Annotated in this window: 11 protein-coding genes; 3 read left to right on the top strand and 8 right to left on the bottom strand. The window is 72.4% G+C overall.

Annotated features, from left to right (window positions below):
- Window positions 1–141: 141 nt before the first annotated feature.
- On the bottom strand, window positions 142–963 hold the full coding sequence (modA, locus tag ACFWRO_RS24975) for a molybdate ABC transporter substrate-binding protein (RefSeq protein WP_384513405.1): 822 nt from the start codon (window positions 961–963) through the stop codon (window positions 142–144).
- 91 nt (window positions 964–1,054) lie between these two features.
- A complete protein-coding gene (locus tag ACFWRO_RS24970) occupies window positions 1,055–1,447 on the bottom strand; it encodes a molybdopterin-binding protein (RefSeq protein ID WP_384513403.1) in 393 nt (130 codons plus the stop codon).
- Between the two features lie 301 nt (window positions 1,448–1,748).
- Here ACFWRO_RS24970 and ACFWRO_RS24965 point away from each other — a divergent pair, with 301 nt between their 5' ends.
- Window positions 1,749–3,323, top strand: coding sequence for a PucR family transcriptional regulator (locus ACFWRO_RS24965; RefSeq protein ID WP_384513401.1), 1,575 nt, complete (start codon window positions 1,749–1,751; stop codon window positions 3,321–3,323).
- Between the two features lie 18 nt (window positions 3,324–3,341).
- Here ACFWRO_RS24965 and ACFWRO_RS24960 read toward each other — a convergent pair whose 3' ends face one another.
- Genes ACFWRO_RS24960 through ACFWRO_RS24950 form a run of 3 tightly spaced genes read right to left on the bottom strand, consistent with a single transcriptional unit; the run spans window position 3,342 to window position 5,683 of the window.
- Window positions 3,342–3,740: a molybdopterin-binding protein gene (locus ACFWRO_RS24960; protein ID WP_384513400.1), complete on the bottom strand. Its 399-nt coding sequence runs from the start codon at window positions 3,738–3,740 to the stop codon at window positions 3,342–3,344.
- A 9-nt stretch (window positions 3,741–3,749) separates the two neighbouring features.
- Window positions 3,750–4,640 (bottom strand): oxygenase MpaB family protein, encoded by an 891-nt coding sequence (locus ACFWRO_RS24955; protein WP_384513398.1) that lies wholly within the window; start codon window positions 4,638–4,640, stop codon window positions 3,750–3,752.
- Between the two features lie 44 nt (window positions 4,641–4,684).
- Window positions 4,685–5,683 carry a helix-turn-helix transcriptional regulator gene (locus ACFWRO_RS24950; protein ID WP_384513396.1) on the bottom strand — a complete coding sequence of 333 codons (999 nt, stop codon included), beginning with the start codon at window positions 5,681–5,683 and terminating at the stop codon, window positions 4,685–4,687.
- Window positions 5,684–5,784: 101 nt separating this feature from the next.
- On the opposite strand from ACFWRO_RS24950, the gene ACFWRO_RS24945 reads away from it, so the two are divergent.
- A complete protein-coding gene (locus ACFWRO_RS24945) occupies window positions 5,785–6,186 on the top strand; it encodes a RidA family protein (protein WP_384513395.1) in 402 nt (133 codons plus the stop codon).
- A 270-nt stretch (window positions 6,187–6,456) separates the two neighbouring features.
- The gene (locus ACFWRO_RS24940) at window positions 6,457–8,220 is read left to right on the top strand and encodes a lysyl oxidase family protein (RefSeq protein ID WP_384513394.1); all 1,764 of its coding nucleotides are present in this window, start codon (window positions 6,457–6,459) and stop codon (window positions 8,218–8,220) included.
- A gap of 104 nt (window positions 8,221–8,324) precedes the next feature.
- On the opposite strand, the gene ACFWRO_RS24935 is transcribed toward ACFWRO_RS24940, so the two are convergent.
- The 3 genes from ACFWRO_RS24935 to ACFWRO_RS24925 form a co-directional block, all read right to left on the bottom strand.
- Complete coding sequence (locus ACFWRO_RS24935; protein ID WP_384513393.1) at window positions 8,325–22,148, bottom strand: SDR family NAD(P)-dependent oxidoreductase; 13,824 nt, start codon at window positions 22,146–22,148, stop codon at window positions 8,325–8,327.
- Window positions 22,149–22,229: 81 nt separating this feature from the next.
- Window positions 22,230–23,801 carry an aspartate aminotransferase family protein gene (locus ACFWRO_RS24930; RefSeq protein WP_384513391.1) on the bottom strand — a complete coding sequence of 524 codons (1,572 nt, stop codon included), beginning with the start codon at window positions 23,799–23,801 and terminating at the stop codon, window positions 22,230–22,232.
- Between the two features lie 212 nt (window positions 23,802–24,013).
- Window positions 24,014–26,407, bottom strand: coding sequence for a BTAD domain-containing putative transcriptional regulator (locus ACFWRO_RS24925; protein ID WP_384513389.1), 2,394 nt, complete (start codon window positions 26,405–26,407; stop codon window positions 24,014–24,016).
- Between the last annotated feature and the right edge of the window lie 6 nt (window positions 26,408–26,413).

The following is a 26,413-nucleotide window of genomic DNA, read 5'->3' as shown; positions in this document are numbered from 1 at the left end:
CTCCGTGTGCGGTGAAGCCTAGACACCTCCACCACACCGGAGGTCTTCGCCATGATCAAGACCAGACAGCGTTAACAACGCTCGTGATCAATACACCTAGGGCCTCTCGTTCGACGAAAGACCCTACCCAGGATGGATGCGTTACGGCTTCTGGAAGCCCGCGTCCTGGAGGATCTTCTGGCCCTCGGGCGAGGACAGCCAGGCCACGAAGGCGGCGGCGGCCTCGGCGTTCTTGGAGTCCTTCAGCGTGGCGGCCGGGTACCGGGCGACGGCGTTCTGGGCGTCCGGGATCTCGACCGCGTCGACCTTGTCCTTGGCGCTCTCGGCGTCCGTCTTGTAGACGAGACCGGCGTCGGCCTCGCCCAGCTCGACCTTGCTGAGCACGGCGCGCACGTTCGGCTCCTGGGAGACCGGCTTCACCGTGATCTTCTGGGCGTCGAGGACCTGCTTGCTGTACTTGCCGGCCGGGACCTCGGGCGCGGCGAGGACGACCTTGAGCTTGGTGTCCGCGAGGTCCTTCAGGTCGTCGACCTTGTGCGGGTTGCCCTCGCCGGTGGCGATGACCAGCCGGTTCTTCGCGATGATCGCCGGGGTGCCGGTGTCGGCCTTCACCTTGTCCATGCTCTTGGTGTCGGCGGTGACCAGGACATCGGCGGGCGCGCCCTGCGAGACCTGCGCGACGAGCTCCTGCGAGCCGGCGAAGGAGAAGGTGACCTTCGTACCGGGGTGGGCCTTCTCGTACGTGGCGCCGGCCGTCTTGAACACGTCGGTCAGCGAAGCCGCGGCGAGCACGGTCAGGTCGGCCTTGGGCGCGGCGCTCGCAGAGCCGGACGCGGAGGCGGTGGAGCCGCCGGTGTCCTTCTTGGTGTCCTCGCTGCCGCACGCGGCGAGCGGGACGAGCAGGGCGGCGGTGAGCGCGACGGTGGCCGTACGGCGTCTGGCGACGGTGAGGGTGAAGGACATGAGGGTCGTAGCTCCTTGGGGACGAACGGAAAGTGCGGCGGGGGCCGGTCGCGCCGACGGCCGGGGTGCCTCGGTGGTGCGTGAGGCGGGGTCAGGTGCGGTCGATGTGCACGCTGGTCGACTTCACGCGGGCGGTGGCCTGCATGCCGACTTCCAGTCCGAGTTCCTCCACGGCCTCGCGGGTGAGGAGGGAGACGAGGCGGTGCGGGCCGGCCTGGATGGTGACCTGGGCCGCGATGTCGCCGAGCTTGATCCCGGTGACGATGCCGGGGAAGGCGTTACGGGCGGAGGTGTAGGACGCGTCGTCCTCGCCCCCGCTCTGGCCGATCTCCGTCGAGAATGAGGCGAGCGACTTGCCGTCGATGACGCGTCGCCCGCTCTCGTCGCGATGCGTCGCGACCCTGCCCGCATCCGCCCAGCGCCGCGCGGTGTCGGGGCTCACGCCCAGAAGCCGTGCGGCCTGCCCGATGGTGTAGGACTGCATGTGCGACACCGTAGGGCGATCTAGCTCTCATCTGCAACAAAGCCGTGCGACTCTCCATCGCGGATGAGAGTGGGGTTGGAGGAAGGTACGGGGCGGGAGGGGTGACGTCTCACCCCTCGGACGGAAGGGGGTCGTGCTCGGCGCGGCCTCTGCGTCGTACCGGCGTCGCCGCGGCGTCGACCCGGTGGAACATTCGAGAGGTATTTCGCCACACTGACTTCGCACTTACGATGATGGAACTCTCATTCACATGGTGAATGTGAGGTGCGGGCCTCGTCCGCGAGCACACAAGGAGTCCCGTATGCAGGTCGATCACCTTCTCCGCCTCGACCGTCTCGACCTGTCCCTCGTCTGGGGCGAAGCGGCCCTGCTCGACCAGGAGATCGGCGGGGTCACGGCGACCGACCTGGAGGACCCGGCCCGGTTCCTGCAGCCGGGCGAGATCGTCCTCAGCGGCCTCGTGTGGTGGGCCCGCGACGGCGATCCGGTCAAGGCCGACCGGTTCGTGTCCGCCCTGAGTGAGGCGGGCGCGGTGGCCCTGCTCGCGGGGGAGGAGACGCACGGCGAGGTGCCGGCCGAGCTGGCGGACGCCTGCCGGAAGCACCGCGTCGCCCTGCTCGCGGTGCCCGCGCACACCAGCTTCCGGGCCATCACCGAGGCCGTCTACCTCCGGCAGTGGGGCGAGTTCAGCCGCCGCCCCACGGACCACTACGCGCTCCCCGAGAACGTACGCGTCGACCTCGAACGCGCCCTGGAACGGGGCGCGTCGGCGGCCGAACTGCTCGACCTCTCCTTCGCCCACCTCGGTACGCCCGACTGCCATCTGCTCACCGGCAGTGGGCGTACGGTCGCCCGGACCGCGACCGCGCCCGAACTCCCGGCCCAGCGCGCGGCGGCGGCGTTGCGCGACCGGCTCGGTACGACCGTACGGATCGAGGCCGACGACAGCGTCTTCGACACCTGGTACCTGCACCTGCCGGAGGACGGTCAGGTGCCGCCCCGGATCCTGCACGAGATCGGCGAGCTGGTCGGCCGCCACCGCCGACGCCAGGACCTGCGTGCGGCGCCCGGCCGACAGGCCCACGAGGAGCTGGTGACCCGGGTGGGCTCGGCGTACGGGGAGGTGAACGTCCTTGAGGAGGCGCTCCGTTCGTGCGGCCTCTCCGGCGCCGCCGCGTACACCGTCGTCGTCGCGGCCTCGGGAAACCCGGACGAGCGGGGCGACGCCGCCGCGGCCCTCGCGGAGGGCCTGAAGCACCTGCGTACGGTCGCTTTCGCCGTCGCCGGACGCGTGGAGGGCGAGGCCGTCGCGGTCCTCGCGCACGAGCCGGACCCGGGCGGCGAAGTGCCCGCACGGCTCCGCGAGGTGTGGCCGCTGCTCCACGCCTGCCGCCCCGGCGCCACCCTGCACGCCGGGGTCAGCGACCCCGTCCCGGGCCCCGCCGACCTCCCGGGCGCCCTCGCCCAGGCCCGTTACGCCCTGGCGGCCGCCCGCTCGGCGACAGCGACAGCGACACCGACAGCGGGGTCGGGGGCAGCCGCCGATGCGGGGGCGGCGGCGCGGGTGGCGCGGCCGGCGGACCTCGCCGACCTCAGGACGCTGCTCGCGGGCGTCCCCGTCGACGTACGGGCGGCGTACCTGGACACCGTCCTCGGCCCGCTGCTGGACGCGGGCAAGGGCTCGCACGCGACCCTCCTGGAGACCCTGGAGGTCTTCCTGGCGCACAACTGCTCCTGGGCGAGGACCGCCGAGGCCCTGCACCTCCACGTCAACACGGTCCACTACCGCGTCGAGCGCATCGAGGCCCTCACCGGCCGCGACCTGTCACGGCTCGACCACAAGCTCGACCTGCGGGCGGCGCTGCTCTGCCGCTGAGGGCTGCCAGGGCGAGGGTCAGGGAAGGTCGATGTGCACGCTGGTCGACTTCACCCGCGCGGTGACCGTAACGCCGACCTCCAGGGCCAGGTCCTCGACGGCCTCGCGCGTCACCAGCGACACCAGGCGGTGCGGCCCGGACTGCACCTCGACCTGCGCGGCCACGTCGTCGACGCGTACGGCGGTCACGATCCCCACGAACGAGTTCCGTACGGAGGTCGGGACATCGTCCTCCGGTACGGCGTGCAGCCCGGCGCCACGCTCTCCCGCGAACCGGGCCAGCGCGACCCCGTCGATCGTGCGCTTGCCGGACCCGTCGCGCTCCATGCCGAGCCTGCCGCCGTCCGCCCACCGGCGAACGGTCTCCGAACTCACTCCGAGCAGCTGCGCGGCCTGCCCAATGCTGTACGACGGCACACCCGCACTCTAGGTCACCGCTCCGGCGGCCGGCGGCAGGGGCGGGGGCGGGATCGCCCACCGGACCAGGGCGATGATCGCGCGCCCGGCGAGCGGGGCGAAGGGCAGCATCAGGCGGACGGAGAGCGGCGGGTCGAGCGAGGCCCTGACCCACCGGGGCAGGAGCGCGACCGCCGCGGCCGCCAGGAAGGCGTACGGGAGCCGCGCGGGGCGGGGGATGGGCGGGTGCGCCAGCAGGAAGCGCGCCGTCGCGCGGGACTCCGGGGTGCCGCGCAGCTCGGGCCGGTACGCGGCGAGGCAGGCGGTCAGTTCGGCCATCGTCTCGGGCGGGTGGGCCACGCCGAGCCGGCGCGCGACGAGCGCCATGTCCGCGACGTAGCCGTCCTGTTCGGCCGTACCGAGGGGGCGGCGGCCGTAGCGTTGGTGGGCCCGCAGGAAGCAGGACGCCTCGGCGATGTGCACCCAGGTGAGGAGGTGCGGATCGGACGCGCGGTACGGCACCCCCTCCGACGTCCGCCCGGTGACCCGCTCGTGCACCTCCCGCACCCTGCGTGCCGCCTGCTCCGCGTCGTCGCTGGTGCCGAACGTCGTGACCGCGAGGAAGGTGCTGGTGCGCTGCAGCCGCCCCCAGGGGTCTCCTTGGAAGCCGGAGTGCGCGGAGACCGCGGCCATGGCGACCGGATGGAGCGACTGGAGCAGCAGGGCCGCGAGCCCCCCGACGTACATCGACGCGTCGGAGTGCACCCGGCGCACGGGCCGGTCGGGGCCGAACCATCGAGGCCCCGGCGTGCCGTGGATACGGGCGCGCTTTTCGTGCGCCGTCGGGCCCGCGACCCGCTGCAGCAGGGCCTCACCGGCTCGTTCCCGCAGTCCTTGGGCGATCAGTGACGGCGATTGCACACGTCCAGTATGTCCGGCAGCGGTACGGGGTGGCCAGGGGCCGGTCAGGACGATTCGGAGGACGCTCCATACCGGATGGCGATCGCCGAGGCGCGGTCGCGCAGGGAGTCGCGCAACCACTGCGGCCCCAGGGCCTCCGCGTTCGTGCCGAGCTGCCAGACCGCCCATTCGGCGTGACGCGGGTCTTGGAAGGTGACCTCGAGCCGCAGCCAGCCGTCTGTCGAGTCGCCTGCTGTGTCGGCTTCCTCGGTGAGGACGGCCAGCGCGGTGCCCACCAGGTCGTCCCGCCGGGCCGGGTGTATCCGTACCAGCGCGGTGACTTGGTCGCCGCCGGTCCGGAACTGCCTGCTGCGTTCCTGCCAGGCCCGGTCCAGGTCGACCCGGTCCGGTCGCTGTGCCGGTTCGGAGAGTTCCTCGGCGGCCAGGATGCGGGACAGCCGGTACGTGCGGTCCGCGCCGGAGCGCGTGGCGAGCAGGTAGCCCTGGTCGCGCACGGTGACCAGGCCGATCGGGTCCACCGTGCGCCACTTCGGCGCCTGGTCCACGGCCGCGTAGTGGATGCGCAGCTTGTGTCCGGCGAACACCGCGCTCCGCACCTCGGCCGCGATGGCGTCGGGGACCTCCTCCGCAACCAGCCGGCGGGAGAGGAGGTCGGTCTCCGGGTCGATGAGCAGCCGCTGAGCCGCGCCGGCGGCGGTGGCCCGATAGCCGGCGGGCAGTGCGTCGACCACCTTGAGCATGGCCGAGGCGAGCGCCGAGCCGAGGCCGAACACCTGCGCGCCGCGCCGCGATCCGGCGACCAGCAGGGCGAGTGCCTCGTCGTGGTTCAGTCCGGTGAGCTCGGTACGGAAGCCGGGCAGCAACGCGAATCCGCCGTGCCGCCCGCGTTCGGCGTAGACCGGGACACCGGCGGCGGACAGCGCGTCGATGTCGCGCAGCACGGTCCGGGTGGAAACCTCGAGTTCGCGGGCGAGGGTTGCCGCGGACAACCGACCGTGCTGCCGCAGCAACAGCACCAGCGAGACCAACCGATCGGCGCGCACGCGAAAACGCTACCGGAATACATGACAGACGGTGTCGTGATTGCTTGCGAGGCTCTCCACACACAGACCAACCGCCCCATCACACACGCGAGGTGACCCGCATGGCACACGCCATCGTCAACCCGGACGGCCTGCACGACCCGGTCCCGTTCGGCTACAGCCACACCGCCACCGTCCCCGCGGGTACGGAACTGGTGCTCGTCGCGGGCCAGTACGGATCCGGTCCCGACGGCGCGGTCGTCTCGTCCGACTTCACCGAGCAGGTGAAGCGGACGTTCCACAACATCGGCGTCGCCCTCGCCGCCCATGGCCTCGACCTCAGCCACGTCGTCCAGCTCAGGACGTACGTCGTGAACCACGACGTCAGCAAGCTCGGCCCGATCGCCGGGGCCGTACAGGAGGTCTGGGGCAAGAACCCGCCCACGCAGACTCTCATCGGTGTCGCGAGCCTGGCCACGTCCGACGTGCTCTTCGAGGTCGAAGCCCTGGCCGCCCGCCCCTGACGCGCGCGCCACCTCCGCGCAGGCGAGCGCACGCACCGGTGGCTCGCCTACGCGGAGCGGCCGGGCGGCGGCAATATTCGGCCAACATCCCGACGATTTCTTCCCTCCGGACAACCCGGCATCCCGCCGCCCCCTCTCTCCCCACGGGCGCAGCGAGTGCCTCTCACCGCGCCGGCCGGACCGAACGGACCGTAAGTCCGTCCCTGTCCCGCTCGGCCGGGTGGCCCGCTGTCCGCTTCCTTCTCACAGCATCCGGAGGACGAGGGAACGATGACCACCAAGCGCACCACCCGGCTGCGGCGTCCGCTGCTCGCCGGTACCACGGCCGTCGCCGCCATGGCCGTGACGGCCGGCTTCATGGCCGCCACGCCGGATCAGGCGAAGGCCGCGACGGGGCCCAAGCTGAGTCTGATCGCGGCGACCGAATCGGTCACGCTCACCTCGTGGAAGGAGGAGCCGGGCGTCTATCTGGACCTGGGCACCTACCTGACCGCGGAGGGGACTCCGCTGGAGTTCAAGGTGAACCGGAAGTCCTACAAGGACCCGGTGACCATCACTCAGACCGTGTTCAACGGCGGCAAGGCCACGTCCAAGACGCTGCCCCTGGGCACCGTGAAGGACTTCTCCGGGCTGCCGGGCTTCGCGGAGATCACCATCACCGACAAGGCGGGCAAGAAGGTCGTCACCCGGACGGAGAGCTTCTGTCCGAACAACGCCAGCGGACGGGTCCGGCCCGACGCGCCCTCCACCTCGAAGTATCCGGAGAGCTGCCCCACCAACCCCTTCACCCTCGGTTCCGTGTGGGGCGTCGAGAAGGGGTGGGCGTCCAACACCTACGCCGGTTCCTACACCGAGTCGGTGAAGCTCGCCGCCGGCACGTACACGGCCAAGGTCGGGGTCGCCAAGAAGTACCGCGACCTCTTCGGCATCGCCGACAAGCCCGCGACGGTGAAGGTCACCGTCGAGGAGCGCAGTTGGGAGGAGGGCCGTGGCGGCGCGGGCGCCCGCTCGGCCGCCGCCGGGGAGCACGCCGGGCACGGCGCCGGCCACCAGGCCGCCCCGTCCGCGCACGCCGGGCACGGGCCGGGTCACGCCCCGACGCCGGCCCAGGCCGGCGCACCGGAGACCAGCGGCGCGGGCGTCTCGTACAACGTGGGCCACGGCCCGCTGAAGGCCGCGCCGCCGGCCCTGCCCTGGGCGCTGAAGAAGCAGCAGCAGGCCGGGCGCGCCGACGCGCAGATGCAGACGGGCGACACCGCCGGGCAGACCGACGGATCGCGCAAGGCGCCCGCCCTCAAGCCGATGTCCCAGCGGCCCACCGGCAAGGCCTCCGTCCCGGACGTCCCCAAGCCCGACCTGCGGTCGCTGCCGGCCTACGGCATCACCATCAGCGACGGTGGCGAGGACGTCCCCGGCAAGGACTACCTGGCCTTCAGCGCCAACGTCTGGAACGCCGGTCCGGCCCAGCTCGTGGTGGACGGCTTCCGTTCGCCCGGCAAGGCCAAGATGGACGCGTACCAGTATTTCTACGACGCCCAGGGCAAGCAGGTCGGCTACACCCCGACCGGCACCATGGAGTGGGACCCGCGTCCGGGCCATGTGCACTGGCACTTCACCGACTTCGCCAGCTACCGGCTGCTGAAGGCGGACCAGAAGGAAGCGGTGCGCAGCGGCAAGGAGGCCTTCTGCCTGGCCAACACCGACGCGGTCGACTACACGGTGAAGAACGCCAACTGGCACCCGTACAACACCGATCTGGCCACCGCCTGCGGCCAGGAGAACTCCATCTCCGTCCGCGAGGTGCTTGACGTCGGCTCCGGTGACACCTACTCCCAGGACCTGCCGGGCCAGTCGTTCGACATCACGGACCTCCCCAACGGCACGTACTACATCCAGGTCCTGGCCAACCCGGCCAAGCGCCTGAAGGAGACCAACCTCGACAACAACAGCGCCCTCCGGAAGATCGTCCTCGGCGGCACCCCCGGCAAGCGCACCGTGACCGTTCCCGCGCACGACCTCGTGAACGCGAACTGATCACAGAAACGCCAACTGATCACAGAATCGCGAACTGATCGCGGAATCGCGAACTGATCGCGGAGCGGGTGGCGCGGCAACCGCCGCGCCACCCGCATCGGTATTTAGTCGGCGTGGTCGAGGAAGGCGAAGAGCTCCTCGTCGGTCGCGGCGTCCAGGTCGGCGTCCCGGTCGGGTCGGGCGGCGGGGTCCTCCCCGGTCGTGTCGAGCAGCCGCCTGAGCTGAGCCGTCAGCGTGGCGCGGGCGGGGTCCTCGACGTCGAGGGTGTCGACGAGGCTCCTTGCCTGGTCGAGAGCGGCGAGGACGGTGGCCAGGGAGGGCGCGCCGGAGCCGGTCTCGGACCGCGGGGTGATGAGCCGGGCGATGTGCCGGGCGAGGGCCTGCGGGTTGGGCTGGTCGAAGACGAGGGTCGTGGGGAGATGGAGCCCCGTGGCCGCGTTGAGCTTGTTGCGGAGTTCCACCGTCGTCAGCGAGTCGAACCCGATCTCCTGGAAGCTCCTTTCGGGGTTGATCGCGGTGCCCGGCGCATGGCCGAGGATGTCGTTGACGTGGCTCTGGATCAGGTCGGCGAGGCTCTGCTCGCGTGCGGCGGCGTCGAGCGCGGCGAGCCGCTGAGGCAGATCGTTGGCCGGCTGCGCGGCGCCGGCCGCCTTCCGGGTACGCGTGGCTGCCGGGACGAGGCCGTGGAGCAGCGGGTGGGCGCGGTCGGGGTTGCGGCGCAGCAGGGCGCTGTCGACGCCGGTGGCCGCGTGGAGCGGATGCTCGGTGGCGGTGGCCCGGTCGAACAGGGCCATGGCGTGCTCGGTCGCGAGCGGGGTGAGACCGAGACGGGAGAGCCGGCGCAGGTCGTTCTCGCCGAGGTCGCCGCTCAGGGCGCTCGACTCCTCCCACAGGCCCCAGGCGAGCGACGTCGCCGGTAGCCCCTGGGCTCGGCGGTGGGCGGCGAGGGCGTCCAGGAAGGTGTTGCCCGCCGCGTAGTTGGCCTGGCCCGCGTTGCCGATGAGACCGGCGATCGACGAGTACAGGACGAACGCGCCGAGGTCGGTGTCACGGGTGAGTTCGTGGAGGTTCCACGCCGCGTCGATCTTGGGGCGGACGACCGCGTCGAGCCGTTCGGGGGTGAGATCGGCGAGGACGGTGTCGTCCAGGACGCCCGCCGTGTGGACGACCGCCCGCAGTGGTGTGGTGAGACCCGAGAGGACGCGGGCCAGCTGCCGGCGGTCGGCGGCGTCGCAGGCCGCGAAGTCGACGGCGGCGCCGAGTCCTTCCAGCTCGGTGCGGAGTTCGGCGGCGCCCGGGGCCTGCTCGCCGCGGCGGCTGAGCAGCAGCAGGGAGCGTGCGCCGTGCCGGGTGACGAGATGCCGGGCCAGGACGCCGCCGAGGGCGCCGGTGGCTCCGGTGATCAGTACGGTGCCGCCCTCCCACGTTCCGTCCGTCGCCGAGGCTGTCGTGTCGGGAGCGGGAGCGGGAGCCGGGGCGGGGGTCAGCCGGGGCCTGAGGATCCGCCCCTCGCGGAGCGCCACCTGCGTCTCGCCACTGCCGACGGCCCGCGCGATCAGCGGCACATGGGCCGGGTCGGCGGGATCGAGATCGGTGTCGACCAGGACGACCCGGCCGGGGTTCTCGGTCTGGGCCACCCGCAGCAGCCCCCAGAGCCCCGCGTGGACGAGGTCGTGGACGCCGTCGCCGTCGCCCTTGCCGTGTCCGTCGCCCCCGCCCTTGCCGTCGCCCTCGCCGATTCCGGCCGCGACGGCGCCACGGGTGACGACGACGAGTCGGGAGGCGGCGAGCCGGTCGTCGGCCAGGAACTGCTGTACGCGCTCCAGGACCCGGCACAGCTCGACCCTCGCGAGGGCGGCGATGCCCTCGCCGTGAACCGGCCCGGGATCGGAGACCAGCGACCACAGCACCGTGCGCGCCCCGGTGGACGCCGCCTCGTCGAGGTCGGCGCAGGCGGGCACCGGACCGGCCGGCCAGGCTCCCCACGTGGCCCACTCCGAAAGGTCGGCCGCCGGAGCGGACACCTCCGACCACGTCATACGGAACAGCCCGTCGCGGCCCGTGTCGGCGCCGCGCAGGGCCGCGCGCGACAGCGGCCGCAGGGTCAGGCCACCCACGGACAGGACCGCCGCGCCGGTCTGATCGGCGACGGTCAGCGACACCACGTTCGGGTCGGTGTCGCCGCGGGTGATGCGTACCCGCAGGTGGGTGGCGCCCACGGCGTGCAGGCGAACGTCGGACCAGGAGAACGGGAGCACGGCGGTGTCCGTGTCGCCGGTCACGCCCGGCAGCAGCGGGTGCAGCGCGGCGTCGAGCAGCGCCGGGTGCAGCAGGAACCGGGCGGCGTCCGCGGCGACCGGCTCGGGCAGCGCCACCTCGGCGAACGTCTCGCCCGGCGCGTGCCACACGCGGCGCAGCCCTTGGAAGGCCGGGCCGTACGCGTAGTCCCCCTCGGCCAGACGGTCGTAGAGGCCGTCGAGGTCGACCGCGGAGGCGTGCGTCGGCGGCCACGGCGCGGTCATCGCGGCGGTGTCCGCGACGTCCGGGAAGGTGTCCGATTCCGGCGCGAGGCTGCCGTGGGCATTGAGCTGCCAGTCGCCGTCCTGGGCGCGCGAGTGGATCTCGAGGGAGCGCCGTCCGTCGGCGTCGGGGAGCCCGGCGCTGACCTGGAGGTGCACGGCGTCGGCCCCGGGCAGCGTCAGTGGGGCTGTCAGGGTGAGCTCCTCGACCCGGGGCGCGCCGGTCTGTTCCCCTGCCCGGGCGGCGAGTTCGAGGAGCGCGGTCGCCGGCAGGACCACGGTTCCGGTGACCGCGTGGTCCGCGAGCCACGGGTGTGTGGCCAAGGCGAGACGTCCGGTGAGCACGGTCTCGTCGCGGCCCGCGATGGGGAGCGCGGCGCTCAGGAGCGGGTGCTCGACGGTGTCGAGACCCAGACCGTCGGCGCTCACGGCGGCGGCCGGTGCGCTGAGCCAGTAGTGGCGGTGCTGGAAGGCGTACGTGGGGAGCGGTACGCGCCGCGCCCCCGGCAGGACGGTGCTCCAGTCGGGCCGGGCGCCCGCCAGGTGCAGTTGGGCGAGGGCGCGGTGGAGGGTTTCGGTCTCGTCGCGGCCCTTGCGCAGGGCGGGCGTCACCAGAGCCCTGTGGTCGTCGGCGTGGTCCGCGGCGAGGGCGTTCTGGACCAGGGCGGTCAGGACGCCGTCCGGCCCCAGTTCGACGAACCGGGTGACGCCCTGCGCGGCGAGGTGCCGTACGCCGTCGTGGAAGCGGACGGCCTGGCGGATGTGGCGGACCCAGTAGTCGGGTGAGGTGAGTTCCTCGTCGGTCGCCGCGGTGCCCGTCACATTGGAGACGATGGGGATGCGCGGGGGGTGGAACGAAAGCCCGGCGGCGACCTCGCGGAACTCCTCCAGGACGTCGTCCATGTGGGCGCTGTGGAACGCGTGGCTGACGGTCAGACGCTTGGTCCGCACGTTCCTGGCCTTCCAGAGGCTCAGCTGATCCTCGACCGCCGCCGCGTCCCCGGAGATGACGACCGCTCGCGGCCCGTTGACCGCGGCGATGTCGACGGTGCCGGTCGCGGACGGGTGGGCGAGGAGCATGGCCCGTACGTCGTCCTCGTCCGCCTCGATCGCCGCCATCGCACCGCCCTCCTGGGCGGACTGCATCAGGCGACCGCGCTCGGCGACCAGGACGGCCGCGTCGGGGAGATTCAGCACGCCCGCGACATGAGCGGCCGTGACTTCGCCGATCGAATGACCCAGGAGGAGGTCGGGGCGGAGCCCGTGGTGCTCGAACCAGCGGAACAGCGCCACCTCAAGGGCGAACAGCGCCGCCTGGGTGAAGGCGGTCCGGTCGATGAGCGCCGCGTCGGCGGTGTTCTCCCGGGCGAACAGCACGTCCTTGACCGGGCGCACGAGCTCACTGTCGAGATGGGCGGCGACCTCGTCGAGCGCCGCGGCGAACACCGGCGAGGAGGCGTACAGCTCCTGCCCCATGGACAGGCGCTGGCTGCCCTGCCCGGAGAAGAGGAACGCGGTCCTGCCCTCACCGACCGGGCGGCCGTGCACAAGGCGGGGGGAGGAGCCGCCCCGCGCCAGGGCGTCGAGTCCTTCGAGGAGCTCCGCGCGACCGGCACCGACGATCGCGGCCCCGTCCTCCAGCGCCGCGCGGTTGGCGACGAGCGAGAACGCGACGTCGGCGGGGGCCAGTTCGGGGCGTCCGTTCAGGTGGTCGTGCAGCCGGCGGGCCTGGTCGCGGAGGGCGTCCTCGCCACGGGCCGTCAGGACCCAGGGCACGACGGCGTCGTCACCCATGTCCGGCGAGGTGCCGTCCGTACCGCCCGCCGCCGAGGACGCCGCGGGCGGCTCCTCGATGATGACGTGGGCGTTGGTCCCACTGATCCCGAAGGACGAGACGCCCACGCGGCGCGGCCGGCCGTGCTCGGGCCACGGACGCGCCTCGGTGAGCAGCTCCACCGCGCCCGACTCCCAGTCGATGTGCGACGACGGCTCGTCCACGTGCAGCGTACGAGGGAGAACCCCGTGCCGCATCGCCTCGACCATCTTGATGATCCCGCCCACTCCGGCCGCGGCCTGGGAGTGGCCGATGTTGGACTTCAGCGAGCCCAGCCACAGCGGGCGGTCCTCGCCCGCACGCTCCTGCCCGTACGTGTTGAGCAGGGCCTGCGCCTCGATGGGGTCGCCGAGCGTGGTGCCCGTGCCGTGCGCCTCGACCGCGTCCACGTCGGCCGCGTCGAGCCGCGCGTTGGCCAGCGCCTGGCGGATCACCCGCTCCTGGGAAGGACCGTTGGGCGCGGTCAAGCCGTTGCTCGCGCCGTCCTGGTTGATCGCGGTGCCCCGCACCACGGCGAGGACCTGGTGGCCGTTGCGCCGGGCGTCGGACAGCCGCTCCACCAGCAGCACGCCGACGCCTTCGGACCAGCCGGTGCCGTCGGCGGACGCGGCGAACGCCTTGCAGCGGCCGTCGGCCGACAGGCCCCGCTGACGGGAGAACTCGACGAACGTCGTCGGCTGCCCCATCACGGTCACGCCACCGGCCAGGGCGAGGTCGCACTCACCTGACCGGAGGGCGTTCGCGGCCAGGTGGAGGGCGACCAGCGAGGACGAGCACGCCGTGTCGACGGTGACGGCAGGGCCCTCCAGACCGTAGGTGTAGGCGACCCGGCCGGACACCACGCTGGAGAGGTTGCCCGCGAGCAGAAAGCCCTCGAACTCGCCCGGCGCGGAGTTCGCGCGGGCCGGATAGTCGTCGTACATGGCACCCGTGAACACCCCCGTGGCACTGCCGCGGACACTGTCCGGGTCGATACCGGCGCTCTCGAACGCCTCCCAGGTGGTCTCGAGGAGCAGCCGCTGCTGCGGGTCTGTCGCGGTGGCCTCGCGCGGCGACATCCCGAAGAACTCGGAGTCGAAGAGCCCGGCGTCGTGCAGGAAGCCGCCGTGGCGGGTGTAGCTCGTACCGGGCCGCTCGGGGTCGGGGTCGTACAACCCCTCCACGTCCCAGCCGCGGTTCGTCGGGAACTCGCTGACCGCGTCGACACCCTCGGACACGATCCGCCACAGATCCCCCGGTGACGCCACTCCGCCGGGATACCGGCACGCCATGCCCACGATCGCGATCGGCTCGTCCGCCGCCCGGACCCCGGGACGGACCCGCACGGCCGCGGGCGCCTTGTCGGCCGCGACCCGGCCCAGCAGATACGTGGCGAGCGTGCGGGGGGCGGGGTGGTCGAAGACGAGCGTGGTGGGCAGCCGCAGTCCGGTCGCGGTGCTCAGCTGGTTGCGCAGCTCGACCGCGGCCATCGAGTCGAAGCCGATGTCGTTGAAGGCACGGTCGGGGTTGATGGCTCCCGCCCCGGCGTGGCCCAGTACGGCGGCCACCTTGCCGCGCACCAGGTCGAGGGCGGCCTCCTTCCGCTCGTCCTCGCCCAACGCCAGGATCTGCCGGCTCCACGCCGACGCGCCGCCCGTGTCCTTGCCGGAGCCGCCGGAGCCGGCCTTGGGGCGCTCGACGGCCCTGCGGGCGCGCGGAGCGACCAGGTCACGCAGGACGGCCGGAGCCGCCGAACCCTCGGCGAGGAGGGAAGGCCGCAGCACGAGCGGGGCGAACAGCGGCCCGCCGCGCGCCAGCGCCTCGTCGAAGAGGGCGAGCCCCTGCCGGGGCGTGAGCGGCGGCAGGCCGGCCCGCACCCAGCGGGCGATCTCGGAGTCGGTGAGGGTCGCCCCCATGCCGTGCGTGGCGTCCCACAGACCCCAGGCAAGCGAGGTCGCCGGGAGGCCGTGGACGTGACGGTGCTGGGCGAGAGCGTCCAACGCGGCGTTGGCGGCAGCGTAGTTGGCCTGCCCGGCGGTGCCGAGGAGCCCCGAGACGGAGGAGAACAGAACGAACGCTCGCAGGTCGAGCCCGCGCGTGAGGTCGTGCAGATGCCGTGCGGCGTCCGCCTTCGGCCCCAGTACTCCCGCCAGCCTGTCGGCGGTCAGGGACAGCACGGTCGCGTCGTCGAGGACACCGGCCGTGTGGACGACGGCGGACAGCGGATGCCCGGCGTCGATCCCGGCGAGCAGGTCCGCCACGGCATCCCGGTCCGAGACGTCGGCCGCTACGACGCGGACGGTCGCTCCGGCCTCGGAGAGCTGGGCGGCCAGTTCGGCGGCGCCTGGAGCACGATCGCCCCGACGGCTCGTCAGGAGCAGGTGCCGTACACCGTGTTCGGCCACCAGGTGGCGTGCGAGGAGCGCGCCAAGGCCGCCGGTACCGCCGGTGACGAGGACCGTGCCCTCCGGGTCGAACGAGGCGGGCGCCCCGCCCGACTGTCGGCCGGATACGGCGAGGCGTGGCACATGCACGACGCCGTCACGCAGGGCGAGCTGCGGCTCGCCGGTGGTCAGGGCCGTGGGGAGGAGACCGTCGGACGCGGGGCTGCCGTCCGTGTCCACGAGGACGATACGGCCCGGGTGTTCGGACTGAGCCGAGCGGATCAGGCCCCAGACCGGGGCGGAGTCGAGGTCCGTGACGTCCTCGCCGGGCAGTGCGGCGACGGCTCCCGATGTCACGACGGCCAGACGCGAGTCGGTGAACCGCTCGTCGGCCAGGAACTCCCGTACGAGGTCCAGAGCACGCGCCGCGCCCCGTCCGTCGCCGGGCGGAGACGCCGGGAACCGTACGAGGATCAGCTCGGCCGCTTCCACCCCCGCGAGGCCTTCCACGGCCGCCTCGACCCACGCTTCGTCCACCTGCACCTGGGGTGCGGGGAGCACCGGCCAGCGCAGCTCGTACAGGGCACCGCCCTCGGCCCGCGCCGCGTCGGCCAGCTTGGCCTTGTCGACCGGGCGCAGGGCCACCGACTCCACGACGGCGACCGGCGCGCCAGCGCCGTCGGCCAGGGTCAGCCCGTAGGAGCCGGAGCCCGGTGCGTGCGGCCGGATCCGTACGCGCAGCTCGGCGGCTCCGGTGGCGTGCACGGTGGCGCCCGAGAGGGAGAACGGCAGCCTGATCGAGCCGCTGTCGCCTTCCTCGCCTTCGGCGGCGTCCAGGACCAGCGGGTGCAGGGCGGCGTCGAGCAGGGCCGGATGCAGCGCGAACCCGGACGCCTCGGCCGGCCCGGCGGGCAGCGAAACCTCCGCGTACAGGTCCTCGCCCGCGCGCCAGAGTGCGGTCAGCCCCTGGAAGGCGGGGCCGTAGGAGTAACCGAGCGACGCCAGCCGCTCGTACACGTCATCGATCGGCACGGGCGCCGCACCGGCGGGCGGCCAGGAGCCCGCCAGCTCCGACAACTCCGACAGCTCTGACTCGTGCGCGCCGGGCCTCTGCGGGGACAGCGCGCCGACGGCATGGCGCGTCCACCGACGGGCGCCTTCACTGTCGTCGTCGGGGCACGCGTGGATCGTGAACGACCGCACGCCGTCGCTCTCCGGCGCGCCCACGGTCACCTGGACACGGACCGCCTCGCCCTGCGTGAGCGCCAGCGGCGCCTCCAGCGTGAGTTCCTGCACCTCCGGCAGCCCCACGTGACCGCCGGCGGCGACAGCCAGCTCCAGGAACGCAGTCGCGGGCAGCAGGACGGTGGTGATGGCGTGGTCCGCCAGCCACGGTTGGCCGCCGAGTCCGAGTCGGCCCGTGAGCACGGTGGTCTCGCCGTCGGCGAGGTCGACGGCGGCGGAGAGCAGCGGATGGTCGGCGGCGTCGAGGCCGAGGCCGCGTGCGTCGACTGTCGGCTGCGGAGCGAGCCAGAAGTGGTCGCGGCCGAAGGCGTACGTCGGCAGGTCCACCAGCTCCCCGTCGGGGAAGAGCGCCGCCGGATCCAGGCCGGCACCTGCCGCATGGGCACGCGCGAGCCCCTCGGCCACGGTGTCCGCCTCGGGCTTGCCGGGGCGGAGGAGGGCGATGGCTTGCGTGGTGTCGAGGGTGGTGTGGGTGAGGGTGGTGAGGACTGCGTCGGGTCCGATTTCGAGGTAGGTGGTGGTGCCGTGGTTGTTGAGGGTGTGGAGGGTGTCTGTGAAGCGGACGGTGCCTCGGAGTTGGTCGGACCAGTACTGGGGGGTGGTGAGGTGCTGGTCGGCGGGTTGTCCGGTGAGGGTGGAGATGATGGGGATGGTGGGTGGGTGGTAGGTGAGGGTGGCCGCTGTGGCGTGGAGTTCTTCGGCGGCGGTGTCCATGTGGGGGGAGTGGAATGCGTGGCTGACGGCGAGGCGGTGCGTTTTGCGGCCTTGTTGTGTGAAGTGTTCGGCGATTTTTTCGATGGTGTGGGTGTCGCCGGAGATGACGGTGGAGTGGGGTGTGTTGAGGGCGGCGATGGATGCGTGGTGTTCGTGTCCTGCGAGGTGGGGGGTGATTTCGGTTTCGGTGGCTTGGATGGCGATCATGCTGCCGCCGGTGGTGGCGTTCTGCATGAGTCGGGCGCGAGTGGTGACGAGTTGTGCGGCGTCGGGGAGGTCGAGGATCCCGGCGATGTGTGCGGCGGTGAGTTCGCCGATGGAGTGTCCGGCGAGGTAGTCGGGCCGGAGTCCGAAGGATTCGACCAGACGGTAGAGGGCGACCTCCACCGCGAACAGCGCGGGCTGGGTGTAGGCGGTCTGGTCAAGCTCGTGCCCGGTACGGATGACCTCGGCGATCGGCCGGTCGAGGTGGACGTCGAGCGCGGCGCACACTTCGTCGAAGGCTGCCGCGTAGACGGGGTAGGTCTCGTACAACTCCGTGCCCATACCGGCCCGTTGGGCGCCCTGGCCCGTGAACAGGAAGGCCGTACGGCCCGCGTTCGCCGCGCTCCCCGTGATCAGCTTCGGGTGGTCACGGCCGTCCGCGAGAGCTTCGAGCGCGTCGAGGTGCTCGTCGATGTCCAGGCCCAGAACCGAGGCCCGCTCCTCGAAGACCGTACGCGTCACAGCGAGCGACCGCCCCACGGCGACCGGGTCGGCCCCGGAACCGAGGTGGGCCCGCAGTCGTGCGGCCTGTGCGCGCAGCGCCCGCTCGTCCCGACCGGAGAGGACCCAGGGGACGGGCAGCCCGTTCGCATCCGGGGCGGGGCTTTCGGCTGTGGGGGTGGGGGCCGTCGCGGGGTCGTACTCCAGGACGACATGGGCGTTGGTGCCGCTGATGCCGAACGAGGAGACGGCCGCCCGACGCGGCCCACCGGTCTCGGGCCACTCCCTCTCCTGGGTGAGCAGTTCGACCGTACCGGCCGACCAGTCGACCATCGGCGTGGGCTCGTCCGCGTGGAGCGTGCGGGGCAGGATCCCGTGCCGCATGGCCTCGATCATCTTGATGACCCCGCCCACACCGGCGGCCGCCTGCGCATGCCCGATGTTGGACTTCAGCGACCCCAGAAGCACCGGAGACCGGTCACCGCGCCCGGTGCCGTACGTCGCGATCAGCGCCTCGGCCTCGATGGGGTCGCCGAGTCGGGTGCCCGTCCCGTGCGCCTCCACGGCGTCGACATCGGCAGGGGTGAGGTTCGCGTCGGCCAGCGCCTGCCGGATGACGCTCTGCTGCGCCAGGCCGCTGGGAGCCGTCAGGCCGTTGCTGGCGCCGTCCTGGTTGATCGCCGAACCGCGCAGGACCGCCAGCACCTGGTGCCCGTTGCGGCGGGCGTCCGACAGACGCTCAAGGAGCAGGAGCCCGACACCCTCCGACCAGCCGGTACCGTCCGCGTCGGCCGCGAACGACTTGCAGCGGCCGTCGGAGGCCAGGCCGTGTTGGCGGGAGAACTCCACGAACATGCCGGGCGAGGACATCACGGTCACACCGCCGGCCAGCGCCAGATTCGTCTCGCCGCTGCGCAGCGAACGCATCGCCAGGTGAAGGGCGACCAGGGACGAGGAGCAGGCCGTGTCGGCGGTCACCGCAGGCCCGAGCAGCCCCAACTGGTAGGCGATCCGCCCCGAGAGGATGCTCGTGGTGGAGCCGGTGAGCACGTTGCCCTGCACGGACGCGGGCGCGTCCTGCATCCGGGGCCCGTACTCCATGCCGGTGGCGCCGACGAAGACGCCGGTACGGGTCCCGTGCAGCGACTCGGGCAGGATCCGCGCGCGTTCGACGGCCTCCCAGGCGGTCTCGAGGAGCAGCCGCTGCTGGGGGTCCATGGCCAAGGCCTCGCGCGGGGAGATCCCGAAGAACGCGGGGTCGAACTCGCCCGCGTCGTGCAGGAATCCGCCGTGCCGGACCGAACTCTTCCCCCGCTGTTCGGAGTCCGGGTCGTACAGGTCCTCGGCCCAACCCCGGTTCGTCGGGAACGCGGAGACGGCATCGCCGCCCTCGGACACCAGACGCCACAGGTCCTCGGGGGAGGCCACACCACCGGGGAATCGGCAGGCCATGGAGATGACGGCGATCGGATCGTCGTCGGCCGCCGTCGCGGTCACCTCGGTGTGCGTCCCGGCCGCCCCGAGCAACTCGCCCTCCACGAACCGGGCGAGCGCCTCGGGCGTGGGGTGGTCGAAGAGCAGCCCGGTGGGCAGGCGCAGTCCGGTGGCGCTCGCGAGCGCGGCGCGCAGCTCGGTGGCCATCAGCGAACTGAACCCGAGCTTCTGGAACGCCAAGTGCCGGTCGATCCGATCACCGGGTCCGTACTCCAGGACGGCCGCTATGTGTTCGTCGACGAGGTCGGTCACCGCCTGCCGGCGGGCCGACTCCGACAGCGTGGCCAGACGCGTGCCCAGATCCCCACGGGGGTCGGCGTCCTGCTGTCCCTCGGCTTCTTCACGCGACAGCCCGGGTGCCAATGCCTTGGTGGCGCGCGCTGCCCCGTCGAGCCAGTACCGCCTGCGTTGGAAGGGGTAGGTGGGGAGGTCGACGCGTTGCGGGTTCAGCTCGGCGTAGGGGGTGGTCCAGTCGACGGTGGCGCCGTGGACGTGGGTCGTGGCGAGGGCGGTGAGGAGGGTGTGTGTCTCGGGTTTGCCGGGGCGGAGGAGGGCGGCGGCTTGCCTGGTGTCGAGGGTGGTGTGGGTGAGGGGGGTGAGGACTGCGTCGGGTCCGATTTCGAGGTAGGTGGTGGTGCCGTGGTTGTTCAGGGTGTGGAGGGTGTCGGTGAAGCGGACGGTGCCTCGGAGTTGGTCGGACCAGTACCGGGGGGTGGTGAGGTGCTGGTCGGCGGACTCTCCCGTGAGGGTGGAGATGATCGGGATGGTGGGTGAGTGGTAGGTGAGGGTGGCCGCTGTGGCGAGGAGTTCCTCCGCCGCTGTGTCCATGTGGGGGGAGTGGAAGGCATGGCTGACAGCCAGGCGAGTGGTCTTGCGGCCCTGTGCCTTCCAGATGTCGGCGATCGCCTGGACGGTGTGGGTGTCGCCGGAGATGACGGTGGAGTGGGGGGAGTTGAGGGCGGCGATGGATGCGTGGTGTTCGTGTCCAGCGAGGTGCGGGGTGATTTCGCTTTCGCTGGCTTGGATGGCGATCATGGTTCCGCCGGTGGTGGCGTTCTGCATGAGGCGCGCGCGGGTCGTGACGAGTCGTGCGGCATCGGGGAGGTCGAGGATCCCGGAGATGTGCGCCGCGGTGAGTTCACCGATGGAGTGTCCGGCGAGGTAGTGGGGCCTGAGTCCGAAGGACTCGACCAGACGGTAGAGGGCGACCTCCACCGCGAACAGGGCCGGCTGTGTGTAGGCGGTCTGGTCGAGCAGATGCCCGGTACGGATGACCTCGGCGATCGGCCGGTCAAGGTGGACGTCGAGCGCCGCGCATGCCTCGTCGAAGGCGGCGGCGTAGACGGGATAGGTCTCGTACAACTCCGTTCCCATACCGGCCCGTTGGGCACCCTGTCCCGTGAACAAGAACGCCGTCTTACCGGGTGCCGCGACTCCCGACACGACACCGGGGGCGATGCGGCCCTCGACGAGTGCGCGGAGGCCGGCGAGGAGTTCGGCTCGATCGGAGCCGAGCACCACACCCCGGTGGCTGTGTGCAGTACGGGTCGCCGCCAGGGACCAGCCGACGTCCACGGGGGACACCACCGCGTCCTCGGACGAGCCGAAGGCCAGGAGGCGTTCGGCCTGGGCCCGGAGCGCAGCGGGTCCCGCGCCGGAGACGCTCCACGGGAGTACGGCGGGGGCGGGCCCGCCGGCCGCCTCCGTGTCCTCGGAGCCCTCCGCGCCGCCCCTGGCCGGGGCCTGGGCGACGACGACGTGACAATTCGTACCGCCCATGCCGAAGGAGCTGACACCGGCCACCAGCGGGCGCTCGGGCTCGGGCCAGGCCGTCAGCTCCTGCTGGACGGCCAGACCGAGCTCGTCCAGGGCGATGGCAGGGCCGGCCTCGATGAAGTTCAGGCTGGGCGGCAGTTGACGGTGGTGGAGGCTCAGCAGGGTCTTGATGAGGCCCGCGATCCCTGCCGCGCCCTCCAGATGGCCGATGTTGGTCTTGACCGAGCCGACGCGCAGCGCCCGCTCGGCGTCCCGCCCCGCGCCGAGCGCGGCGCCAAGCGCGGCGGCCTCGACGGGGTCGCCGACGGGGGTGCCGGTGCCGTGCAGTTCGACGTACTGCACCTCCTCGGCGGCCACGCCCGCACGCTCGCGGGCGGCGAGGATCACCTGCTTCTGGGCGTCGGAGCTCGGGACGGTCAGCCCGTCGGTGGCACCGTCGTTGTTGACGGCGCTGCCGCGGAGCACGCCGTAGATCCGGTCACCGTCGGCGACGGCGCGCCGCAGCGGCTTGAGCACGAGCACGCCGGCGCCCTCGCCGGGCACGAAGCCGTTGGCGCGGGCGTCGAAGGTGTACGTCGTCCCGTCCGGCGACAGTGCCCCGAACCGCTGCTCGGTGACGGTGTTCTCGGCGAGCAGGTTGAGGTTCACGCCCGCGGCCAGAGCGGCGGTCGACTCCCCGTTCCGTAGGCTCTCGCAGGCGAGATGTACGGCGACCAGCGAGGACGACTGGGCGGAGTCCACGGTGAGACTGGGCCCTTGCAGGCCGAGCAGGTACGAGACCCGGTTGGCGATGACGCCCCGGTTCACCCCGGTCATGGTGTGCTGCGTGACGGCTTCGGCACCGTACTGGTACAGCAGGTTGGTGTAGTCGTCGCGCAGGGTGCCGACGAACACGGCGGTCCTGCTGCCGCGCAGCGAAGCGGGCACGATGCCCGCGTCCTCCAGCGCCTCCCAGGCCAGTTCGAGCACCAGCCGCTGCTGGGGATCCATCGCCGCCGCCTCGCGGGGCGAGACGCCGAAGAAGGCCGCGTCGAAGTCGGCCACGCCGTCGAGGAACCCGCCACGGGACAGCGCGCCGGCCGCGCCCTCCGCCCACCGGTCCGCCGGTACGTCCCCGATGGCGCTGACGCCCCCGGCCAGGAGGTCCCAGAACGCGGTGGGCCCGTCGGCCCCGGGAAGCCGGCAGGACATGCCTACGACGGCGATCGGCTCGTTCCGCTCCGTGTCCGTGTCCGTGTCCGTGTCGGTGCCGGTCCAGGACGCAGGCTGCTCACTCATCATGACCTTCGGTTGACCTTTCAGACAGGACGGGTTCCACGGGGTTTCAGGGGAGGGAGGCGGCCCGGTGGGCGGGGAGCGTCAGGCGGGGATCGCCAGAAGGTCCCCCTGCTGCTCCCGCAGGATCACGCACACATCGGTCAGCGCGATCCGCAGCCGATCGATCTCCTCGTCCGTGAGGAACACCGAGGGTTCGAAGCGCAGGGTGTGGACGGCGCTGGCCGTGGGGAAGGTGCGGATGCCGTGGGCGTTGAGAAGGTGTCCGGCGATGATGTAGCCGAACATTCCGGAGCGGGCCGCCGTACCGATCGCCTCGGACGTGGCCCCGGACTGGTCGTGGAACTCCAGGCCGAGCATCAGGCCTCTGCCGCGGACGTCCTTGACGATGTCGGGGAAGGACGCCTGGACCTTGTCCAGCATCGTCTCCAGGGCGGCCCCGCGTTCCACGGCCTGCCGGTAGATCCGGCCGCCGTCGGCCTCCAGGAGTTCGAGCACCTTCAGCGCCACGTGGCAGGAGAAGCTGTCCTTGGCGAACGTGGAGCTGTGGATGAGCTCGAACTGCGGCTGGTACCGGGCCGCACGCACCAGCATCACCGCGGCCTTCGCGATGCCGCCGCCCAGGGACTTGGCGAGCGCGTAGTAGTCGCCCCGCAGCCCGAGGTGCGAGCTGGCGAGCAGCGCCCCGGTGCGGCCCATGCCGCTCTGGATCTCATCGACGACGAGAGGGCAGTCGGCCGCCTCGCCGAACTCCTGGATGTCCCGGGCGAACGTCTCCGACAGCGGCCGGATGCCGCCCTCGCCCTGGATCGGCTCCAGGAGGAAGGCGCAGAAGGCCGGGTGGGGCCGTTCGTCGAGCCGGACCTGGCCGTCCTCGACCGTCGGCCGGAGAAGGGTGCCGCGCTCCTGCGCGAGGATCGCGCGCAGCACCTCGGGCGCGTCGTGCGGCACGAACCGGGTGCGCAGGCCGAGCGCGGCGAACGGGGCCCGGTAGCCGGCGTTGTGGGTCAGCTGGACGCTGCCCATCAGCTTCCCGTGGAAGCCGTTCTCCAGGGCGAGCAGGACCGGAGCCTTGGCGCTCCGTTCCTCGTTCCTGCGCGTGACTTCGGCGATCACCGCTTCGAGCGCGTCCCGATCGGCCGCGGGCCGGGCGATCCCCAGGTGGGTGAAGACCGCGTCCGGCACCGCCGCCCGCCCGGCGCGGGCCGCCGCACGCACCTCCTCGACACCGGCGGCGACATCTGCGAGGAGCTCTCCGAGGCGGACCACCCGGTCCATCTCCGCGTGCTTGACGGCCGCTTCGATCGCCTCGGCACCGCTGTTGGCGAAGGTCGCGTAGTACGGCTCGTCCGTGCCGGTCTCCCGGTGGATGATCCGGTTCAGCTCGGCGGCCAGGTCGTTGGCGTACGGATGCGAGGAGAACTGCGCGTGCACGGGTGTCTGCTCGTCGATGAGCCGATGGGCGTGCGCCGCTATCTCGGGGTGGTGGTGGCCGAGGATCAGCGAACCGTAGCCGCCGGCGTAGTCGATGACCGGAACCTCGCCCCCGTCCGCGTCCCAGCGGAAGAGCGTGTTCCCCTCACCGCGTACGTATTCGACGTCAAGCCCTGCTGTCGCCAGCAGCGCGCGGAGGTTGGGCTCGGCGAGTTCCGACATAGCGGCTCCTGAGTTGGTGTGGACGGTCTGATCCATCCTGTTCCGCGCATGCCAGTTCCCGGTCATGAGGAAGTCATCGGCGGATGCGTGAGTGGTCGGTTACCTGGTGATGGGGCGACGCTGGATGGTGTGGCGCGGCCCGGGTGCGGCGCGGGATGGCGGGGCGCGGCGGGGGTGTGGAGCGGCGCGGGACGGTGCGGTGCGCCGGGCGGTCAGACCGCGGCGGAGTTCCTCGGCCGACGCGGGCTTCGGGCGGGCTCGTTGCGGGACGCCGAGAGCAGGAACTCCACGAGCTCCTCCTGGGTGATGCGCTCGGGCCGGTCCAGCGTGACCGTGGTGGTGTGGCTCTTGCCGCCGGCCCAGGACGGCCTGCGGGCGAGGAGCTCCGGGCCGGCGCAGGCGATCACGAAGAGCGGCACCGCCCCGGCGGACTCGGCCAGTTCCTCGATCGCGTCCAGGGCCAGGTCGGGCAGCCGGTGCAGGTCGTCGACGCAGAGCGCGATCGGCCTCCGTTGCGCCGCGTCCTGGACGAACTCACGCCAGGTGTCCAGTACTTCGCCCGGGCACAGGTCGCCGAAGTGCACATCCGCGCCGGACGGGGCGACGAGGGTACGCAGCCGTCGCAACGGCACCTCGGCCGCCCGCTCGGACGGGTACAGGGCGCGGACCTCGCGTTCCAGGGCCGCGTGGACGACGTCCTCGTCGTCGCCGGGCAGGACCCCGCAGTAGGCCGACAGGAACCGCCCCGCCACCGCGAGCGGGGACTCTTCGCCACCCTCGATCGGACGATCTGTCAGAACCAGCGGACCGTCCGGGAGTTCGGCGGACCAACGGGCGAACTCGCCCAACAGCCTGCTCTTTCCGGTACCCGCCTCGCCGAGGACCGTCACCAGGTGGGGCACGGCGCGGTGCCGGGTGCGTTGCGCGAGACCCCGCAGGACCTCGAGCTCCATGGCCTGCTCGGTGCCCTGGGATTCCGTCGCCCGCGCGCCCAGTGCCTGCCAGCCTCCGGGCACGCCGTCACAGGGGCGATAGACGACGGTGTGGTCGCTGGCGCGGCGTACGGCCTCGCTCACCCGTACCTCACCCTCGGGTACGGCACCCAGCAGCGCCTGGGACTCGTCCAGCACGGCCCCGACCACGGTGGGCCCTTCCTGACCGGCGCGCCGGCGCAGCAGGACCTCCCCCCGGGTGATGGCGGCCGCCACCGTCGAGTGGGCCGTACCGCCACCGGCGCCCGGCCCGAGGGACACGTCGAGGACGTCCCGGACCGCGAGGGCGGACAGGACCGCGCGCGCGGCGTCGTCCAGACCCTCGGCATCCTCGGCTCCCTCGTCAACCTCGCCGTCGAGCCCGAACAGGGCCAGGGACACCGAACCGATGGAGGCCGTCACCACGCCGCCGTACCGTTCGACCTGTTCCCTGACCAGGAGCGCGGCGCCATCGAGGAGACTCTCGAGTTCCCGCTCCGTGCCGCTGCCCAAGGAGGGGGCCAGTCGGGTGCGCAGGCAGACGACGCTGACCTGGCGGCGGGCGGTGCCCGCCTGGCGTCCTGCCGGGCCGGGGCCGGGGCCGGGGCCGAGGCCGGGGCCGAGGCCGGTGCCGAGGCCGGTGCCGGGGCCGGGGCCGAGACCGGACGGCTCCGCGACCTCGCCCGCGCCGTCGCCGGCCACACCTGACGACGGCGCGGACGACGGCGCTGACGCCGGCCCTGACTGCTGCGCCGTCGGAGCCTGCTCCGCCGGTGAGCCGGTGGTGTCGGCCGCCCGGCCGAGCGTGATGCGCTCGCGGGCGCGTCCTTCGCCGTGCGGGCCGTCCAGGGCGGGCGGCCGGCGCAGGGTCAGCGTGGGGTCCTGCGCGAGAATCGCCTGTTGCAGCGACTGGAGGCCGCGGCCGGGCTCAAGGCCCATGCTCTCGACCAGTACGGCCCGCAGCCGGCTGTACTCGGCGAGCGCGTCCGCCTGCCGCCCGCAGCGGTACATGGCGAGCATCAGCTGACCACAGGAACGTTCCCGCAGAGGTTCGGCCCGCACCATGGACTCCAGCTCGGCAAGGATCTCGTGATGCCTGCCACAGGCCAGCTGCGCTTCGAAGTGCTCCTCCATGACGTTGAGCTGGGTGTTCTGCAGAGCCACCAACTCGGGCCACTGGACGCCGTTCTCCACCAGATCCGCCAGGGCGGGGCCCCGCCACAGCGCCAGCGCGTCGCGCAGCAGCGGCGCCGCCGCCTCGGGCTCCCCCTTCGCCAGCAACTCCCGCCCCCGGCCGACCCACGTGTGGAACTGGTGGAGGTCCACCTCCTCCGGATCCACCCGCATCATGTACCCGGGCGGCCGGGTCAGCAGGGTCGCGCCCCCCGCCCCGGCAGCCCCGCGGGCCGCCGACAGGGCGCCGCGCAGTCCGTAGACGGCGTTCTGCAGGATCTTGCGCGCCGTCATCGGTGCTTCGTCCACACCCCACAAGGCGTTCAGGAGCTGACTCGTGGCCACCGCCTTGTTCGCGTTCAGGAGCAGGAATCCCAGGGTGGCTCTCTGTTTGGTACCCCCGAGCCCCACCGTCCTGCCGTCGTCGACCACTTCCATCGGCCCCAGCACTCGGAACTGCATCGATTC

The sequence above is a fragment of the Streptomyces sp. NPDC058579 genome, assembly GCF_042718575.1.
Lineage (GTDB): Bacteria > Actinomycetota > Actinomycetes > Streptomycetales > Streptomycetaceae > Streptomyces.
The sequence above is the reverse complement of the archived record's forward strand: the minus strand, read 5'-3'. Positions and strand labels throughout refer to the sequence as shown.